The 6,688-nt window shown below is 34.4% G+C and carries 7 protein-coding genes and 1 pseudogene; 5 read left to right on the plus strand and 3 right to left on the minus strand.

Features of this window, described 5'->3' with window-relative positions:
* The first annotated feature begins 164 nt into the window (after window positions 1-164).
* Window positions 165-2,372, plus strand: coding sequence for a S46 family peptidase (locus ACKI42_RS01495; protein WP_407401724.1), 2,208 nt, complete (start codon window positions 165-167; stop codon window positions 2,370-2,372).
* A gap of 113 nt (window positions 2,373-2,485) precedes the next feature.
* Here the strand turns inward: ACKI42_RS01495 and ACKI42_RS01500 are convergent.
* The 3 genes and pseudogenes from ACKI42_RS01500 to ACKI42_RS01510 form a co-directional block, all read right to left on the minus strand.
* A pseudogene (locus ACKI42_RS01500) lies at window positions 2,486-2,584 on the minus strand (ATP-binding protein); the annotation flags it as partial.
* A gap of 19 nt (window positions 2,585-2,603) precedes the next feature.
* Entirely contained in the window at window positions 2,604-3,056 is a 453-nt protein-coding gene (locus tag ACKI42_RS01505; RefSeq protein ID WP_407401726.1) for a hypothetical protein, read from the minus strand.
* A 21-nt stretch (window positions 3,057-3,077) separates the two neighbouring features.
* A complete protein-coding gene (locus ACKI42_RS01510; RefSeq protein WP_407401728.1) occupies window positions 3,078-4,613 on the minus strand; it encodes a YifB family Mg chelatase-like AAA ATPase in 1,536 nt (511 codons plus the stop codon).
* Window positions 4,614-4,720: 107 nt separating this feature from the next.
* Between ACKI42_RS01510 and ACKI42_RS01515 the strand changes: the two genes are divergently transcribed.
* Genes ACKI42_RS01515 through ACKI42_RS01530 form a run of 4 tightly spaced genes read left to right on the plus strand, consistent with a single transcriptional unit; the run spans window position 4,721 to window position 6,620 of the window.
* Entirely contained in the window at window positions 4,721-5,230 is a 510-nt protein-coding gene (locus ACKI42_RS01515) for a hypothetical protein (RefSeq protein ID WP_407401730.1), read from the plus strand.
* Window positions 5,227-5,574, plus strand: coding sequence for a tRNA-binding protein (locus ACKI42_RS01520; RefSeq protein WP_407401732.1), 348 nt, complete (start codon window positions 5,227-5,229; stop codon window positions 5,572-5,574). The genes ACKI42_RS01515 and ACKI42_RS01520 overlap by 4 nt, the downstream gene beginning before the upstream one ends.
* 12 nt (window positions 5,575-5,586) lie before the next feature.
* Window positions 5,587-6,288, plus strand: a complete 702-nt coding sequence (locus tag ACKI42_RS01525) for a ribonuclease H-like domain-containing protein (RefSeq protein ID WP_407401734.1) — start codon at window positions 5,587-5,589, stop codon at window positions 6,286-6,288.
* A 5-nt stretch (window positions 6,289-6,293) separates the two neighbouring features.
* Window positions 6,294-6,620, plus strand: coding sequence for an SUF system Fe-S cluster assembly protein (locus ACKI42_RS01530; RefSeq protein WP_407401736.1), 327 nt, complete (start codon window positions 6,294-6,296; stop codon window positions 6,618-6,620).
* Window positions 6,621-6,688: the final 68 nt, after the last annotated feature.

Here is a 6,688-nt window from a genome sequence, read left to right on the forward strand (position 1 = left end):
CGTATTAGAATAAGATGCACAACCTAAAAACAAAAATAGACATAAAACGCAAAAAATCGATAAAAAACATATTTTCATCCATATTTACCACCCAATTTCATACCATATACAAGATAATTTAAGTAAATTTTAGTAATTTAGCCCCACAAAAATTATTTAATAAAATGAAAAGAATATTTTTATTATTCACTTTCTTGTTAGGTTTTGTTCAAATGCGAGCAGACGAAGGAATGTGGTTGTTGATGCTCATCAAGAGACTAAATGGGGTTGATATGCAAAAAGAAGGTTTGCGATTGACACCAGAAGAAATTTATTCTGTAAACAATTCTAGCCTTAAAGATGCAATTGTAAGCTTTGGTGGATTTTGTACAGGAGAAATTGTATCAGATAAAGGACTTATTTTTACCAACCACCACTGTGGTTACGGTGCAGTAGCTGCTGCATCTACTCCAGAAAAAGACTATTTGAAAAATGGTTTCTGGGCAATGAAAGAAAAAGACGAGTTCAATTCTAAAGATCTTTATGTAAGATTTTTGGTAAGAATGGACGATGCTACTCAAAGGATCAATGCAAAGTTGAATAACAATATGTCTGCTACAGAAAGAAAAGCTGTGATAGATGAAGAAGTAAAAGCAATAAAGACAGAAAATTCTGAAAATGGAAAATATACTGTTGATGTAAAAGAGTTCTTCAACGGAAACGAATTTTATTATTTCGTATATCAAGATTATAAAGATATTAGATTAGTAGGTGCACCACCATCATCAATTGGAAAATTTGGTGGTGATACTGACAACTGGGAGTGGCCAAGACATACTGGAGATTTTGCTGTATTCAGAGTATATGCAGATGCTGCTGGAAATCCAGCTGAATTTGCGACTACTAATGTTCCTTTGAAGCCAAAACACTTTTTGCCAGTTTCACTAAAAGGGATCAAGCCAGGTGACTTCTCTATGATTTTGGGTTACCCAGGAAGAACAAACCGTTATTTAACGTCTTACGGAATCAACCAAATGGTTACTAAAGATTATCCAGCTTGGGTAGAAACATCTAAAGTAGCAATGGATGTTATGAAAAAGTATATGGACAAGGATAAGACAACACAGTTGAATTATGCTTCTCAGTATGCTTCTGTTGCCAACTATTGGAAAAACAGACAAGGTACAATAGATGCCATATTAAAAAATGGAACTATAACAGATAAACAAAATCTAGAAAAAATCTACAGACAATGGTCTGCACAATCTGGAAACGAAATGTATGATGGTGTACTAGAAGAAATTTCTACATACTACAAACAAGTTTCTGATAGAAATGTTGAATCTAACTATGCTTCTTTGTTAACAAGAAATGCAAAATATATTTCCCTAGCGGCAAAACTTGCTCCTACTTTGGATGCTTATGCAAAACAAGATATGGCAGGAAGATTGGCAATGAAGGCAAAGATGGAAGATGCAATAAAGATTGCTTATGAAAATATCAATGTAAATTTAGAAGGCGAAATGATAAATTCTTTGGTAGGTCTATATCAAGCAAAAGTAAAACCAGAGGTCGCTTCGGCAACGATAATGTCTTTAGATGCTAAAAACTTATCAAATGTGGCGTTCTCTTCTATTTTTGCAACTAAAACATCTGTTACAAACTTTGTTTTGAACCCTGATCGTTTGAAGTTGGATTCAGATCCCTTATTGAAAATTGCTAGAGGTATTGCTGCAGATCAAAAAGAATCTAGAGATAAGTTTGTAAAAATAGACGAGAACTTTGCAAAAAATAATCGTCTGTTCTTAGCAGGTTTAGTAAAAGCTGTACCAGAGAAAAAATTCTATCCAGATGCTAACTCTACAATGAGACTTACTTACGGTTCTATTACTACATTGCCAGCAAGATCAGATAGAGATTACCACGGTATTACAGAAGAAAACAACTACTATACAGATATGACTGGTCTAGTTGCGAAATACAAAGCAGGTGACGAAGAATTCGATCTTCCTCAGAGAGCTATTGCACTTCACAATGCTAAAGACTATGGTATGTATGCAGATAAAGCAGGATATTTACCAGTTAATTTCTTATCAGATAATGATATTACAGGAGGTAACTCAGGTTCTCCGGTAATAGATGCAGATGGAAACCTTATTGGTATCGCCTTTGATGGAAATAGCGAAGCTCTTAGTGGTGACGTAGTTTTCGAAGACAAATGGCAAAAAACAATCAGTGTGGATATCCGTTTTGTACTTTGGACAATTGATAAATATGCAGGTGCAAGAAGAATTGTAGATGAATTAAAATTAGTAAAGGATGAAAATACTCCTGCTGATACAGGTGCTTCTAAAATTAAAACTGCTACACCAGCAAAAAAGAAAAAGAAATAATTTTTTCTTACTTTAAAATATTAAAACCGTGGAATCTTATTTCACGGTTTTTTTTGGATTAAACTTAAATAATATATAGCATTAAAATATAATCTTGACTTTCACTTTAAAAATTATACATTCCAAAACTCACAATCCAAACTTCTGTATTGTATTGCTTCCGAAATATGAGTGGAGGTGATGATTTCGGATTCTTCTAAATTGGCAAAGGTTGTTTAATCTAAAGATTATTTAATAACAGTTCCCTACACAGTCGATAGCGTTTTGGTAATCTTCTGGGGTTAAAATAAAAGATTCTTTCTGTTCATCATTATATTGATGTCCAAAAATATTTTTAGAACCATCCGTACATAAACCTTCTTGGCATCTATGATATATAGTTTTCTTTGTATTATCATAAATTACCACAACATCAGTAACGATACCTGTATTCTGAGAATTAAAAAGAGCCCACATGCTGAATCCATAATTGGGAGGAGAGCTTTCGTGTATTTGACGATGTTCTTGTCCGGGTTGCAGAGTAATTTTAGAAGATAAATCTAAGTTTCCATCTTTGTAGATAAAGAGAACAGCAGATTTACCCGAATTATTAACGATGCTATAATCGTATGTTTTTACTTCACCGGATTCTGGGCAGCTGCATAATATTGTACATAACAATATTGTTAAAACTATATTTTTCATAATAAATACACTTTTTATACTTTATACATTCCAAAACTCTCGATCCAAACTTCGGTATTGTATCGCTTCAGAAATATGGGTAGATGTTATATTTTCTGAGCCTTCAAGATCGGCAATTGTTCTTGCTACTTTCAAGATTCTATCATAGGCTCTAGCCGAAAGATTTAATTTTTCCATCGCCATTTTAATGAGGTTAAAGGAGGCATCATCGAGTTCGCAAAATTGTTCCAACTCTTTAGGACCAATTTGAGCATTGTAACTGATGGATAAATTATCGTACCGCTGATTTTGAATTTCTCTAGCTTTCAGAACACGCTTTCTAATGTCTTCGCTTTTTTCGCCTTTTCTTTTTTCAGCTAACTGCTCAAATTCTACTTTTTGTACTTCCACATGAATATCAATTCTATCCAAAAGCGGTCCCGATAATTTGTTCATATAACGTTGCATTTCAAAAACCGAAGAGGTATTATTGGGATCATCCGGAAAATATCCACTTGGACTCGGGTTCATAGATGCTACCAACATAAAACTTGATGGATAATTCACCGTAAATCTTGCTCTAGAAATCGTTACTTCTCTATCTTCCAACGGTTGTCTCATCACTTCAAGAACTGTTCTTTTAAATTCTGGCATTTCGTCCAAAAACAATACGCCATTATGTGCCAAAGAAATCTCGCCAGGCTGAGGATAACTTCCCCCGCCAACGAGCGCTACGTCCGAAATGGTGTGATGTGGAGATCTAAATGGACGAACCGTCATCAATGAAGTTTCTGTTCCCATTTTTCCTGCCACCGAATGTATTTTTGTTGTTTCTAAGGCTTCTTTTAAAGTTAATGGTGGCAAAATACTCGGAACTCTTTTGGCAAGCATGGTTTTACCACTTCCTGGAGGTCCAATCAGGATGATGTTGTGTCCGCCAGCTGCCGCAACTTCCATCGCTCTTTTGGCTGTTTCCTGACCTTTCACTTCAGAAAAATCAAATGGAAAATTATTTATTTTGTCCTGAAATTCTTTTCGGGTATCTAAAACTACTCTTTCAAGTTCTTTCCCTTCATTAAAAAAATCGATAACTTCTTTAATGTTTTCTACGCCATAGACGTCAAGATTATTCACAATGGCTGCTTCACGTGTGTTTTGTTTAGGCAAAATAATTCCCTTAAAACCTTCTTCTCTGGCTTGTATAGCAATTGGTAAAACACCTCGTATCGGTTGCAAACTGCCATCCAAAGACAATTCTCCCATGATGATGTAATCTTGCGTATGATCTCCTTTTATCTGCCCTGAAGCCACCAAAATTCCTATGGCAATACTTAAGTCATAAGAGGAGCCTTCTTTCCTCAGGTCTGCTGGCGCCATATTAATGGTAATTTTTTTGCCCGGAATTTTATAACCCACATTTTTTAGTGCAGCCGATATTCTGTAACTACTTTCTTTAATCGCATTATCAGGTAATCCCACAAGGTGGTATCCTACGCCACCGGTGTCTATATTCACCTCAATAGTAATGGTTTGGGCAGAAACTCCAAAGATGGCACTTCCATATATTTTCACCAACATAATATTGTGTTTTAAGTAAAATTAAAGAAAAAATCATCACACTTTTGCAGAATTTAGTTTAAATTTTACTTTTAAATTTTTTATACATTTGTGATAAACTTTAAATCATGAATCTTACTGATATTCAAGCTCAAATTGATATTTTTAAACAAGAAAATAAAACAATAGAAGCGGCAAAACTTCTCATTGATTCATTTGGGCTTAATGACGATAATTTTGGAGGTTTTGGATTTCGAGAAGAGTTAGATCCCAATAGTATATTGCTCACTGCGGAAGGTGTTTTGGGAGAACCTCAAAAAGTCATGATTCCGAAAAATTTATTTGATTTTGATCTTTCATTGGTGCTGAATGTTTTATCACATGAGATGCACCATGTTCGTCAGAAAGCACCCGGAAAAGTGATAGAAGATAGAAACGAAAGAGAATTTCAGGCGTATTACGAGATGCTTTTTCATCACTTATTTCCTCAAATTCCAGAATTGTCTGCTTTTTACAAAAGAACTTTTGCCGAAAAAGCTTTAGAATATTACAGAAGAATGGGCGAGGGATTACAGTTACAAGAAAAATACTCAGATCAGAAATCTGAAGTTGAACAATTATTGAGTAATTTATCATGATTATAAAACCAGAAATTTCTTGGCAAGATTTCGAGAAAATAGACATTAGATGCGGAACTATTATTTCTGCTCAACCTTTCGAGAAAGCCAAAAATCCTTCTTACCAACTAGAAATTGATTTTGGTGAATTAGGAATAAAAAAATCTTCGGCGCAGATTACCGCTTTTTATCAGATGGAAGATCTTATTGGTTTGCAAATTCTTGCAGTTGTGAATTTTCCTAAAAAACAAATTGCCAATTTCTTTAGCGAATGCTTAGTTTTAGGCATTTATGGAGAAAATCCTAATGAAGTAACGCTTGTTTCGCCCACAAAACCTATATTTAATGGTTCTCAGTTGGGATAAATTTTACATATTATGATACACAAAATACCTTTAGAAAAAGTTTTATTTTTAGATATAGAAACCGTTCCCAATTATGCTAATTTTCAGGAAGTGCCAGAAACTGAGCAAAATCTTTGGGACAAAAAAACGAGATACCAGCGCAAAGAAGATTTTTCTGCAGAAGAATATTATGATAGAGCAGGAATCATGGCAGAGTTTGGCAAAATAATCTGTATTTCTATCGGAATTATTGATAAAAATGATACTTTAAAAATAAAAAGCTTTGCAGATGACGACGAGAAAAAGTTGTTGCTAGAATTCGGAAATATATTTAATAGCCAAAGACTTCGTGATGTGATTCTTTGTGCTCACAATGGTAAAGAATTCGATTTTCCTTGGATTGCCAGACGTTTTTTAATCAACGGAATGATGCCTCCTGTCCCTTTTCAGATGTTTGGGAAAAAACCTTGGGAAATCCCGCATTTGGACACTATGGAATTGTGGAAGTTTGGAGATTACAAAAGTTTTATTTCTCTAGAATTAATGGCTCATGTGTTCGGAATTCCGACTCCAAAAGACGATATTGATGGTTCTTTGGTTTCGTCAATCTATTATATAGAGAAAGACTTGCAAAGAATTGTAGATTATTGTGAGAAAGATGTCTTAACTTTGGCAAATATTTTCAGACGAATGCGTCAGGAAGATTTATTGCAAAGAAATATCAATACAGATTAAAAAAAATGAAATTTACAGACGATCAAATTGCCGATATAGGAGAAGACATCATTAGAATTCTAAAAACCGTATATGACCCAGAAATTCCTGTGGATATCTATGAACTTGGACTTATCTATGATGTACAAATTTCAGAAGATGGCGATGTGAAAATCATTATGACGCTTACCACTCCAAACTGTCCAGTTGCGGAAACGCTTCCGAATGAGGTAAAAGATAAAATAGCAACGGTAGAAAACGTAAATACAGTAGATCTAGAACTTACTTTTGAACCAAGTTGGAACAAAGATATGATGAGCGAGGAAGCAAAGTTCGAACTAGGAATGTTGTAAGATTTCATCTTTACTATATAAAAAAGAGCTGCCGAATTTCCTTGGAAATTCCGCAGGTCTTTTTTTTT

The organism is Chryseobacterium sp. (genome assembly GCF_045629545.1).
Lineage (GTDB): Bacteria > Bacteroidota > Bacteroidia > Flavobacteriales > Weeksellaceae > Chryseobacterium.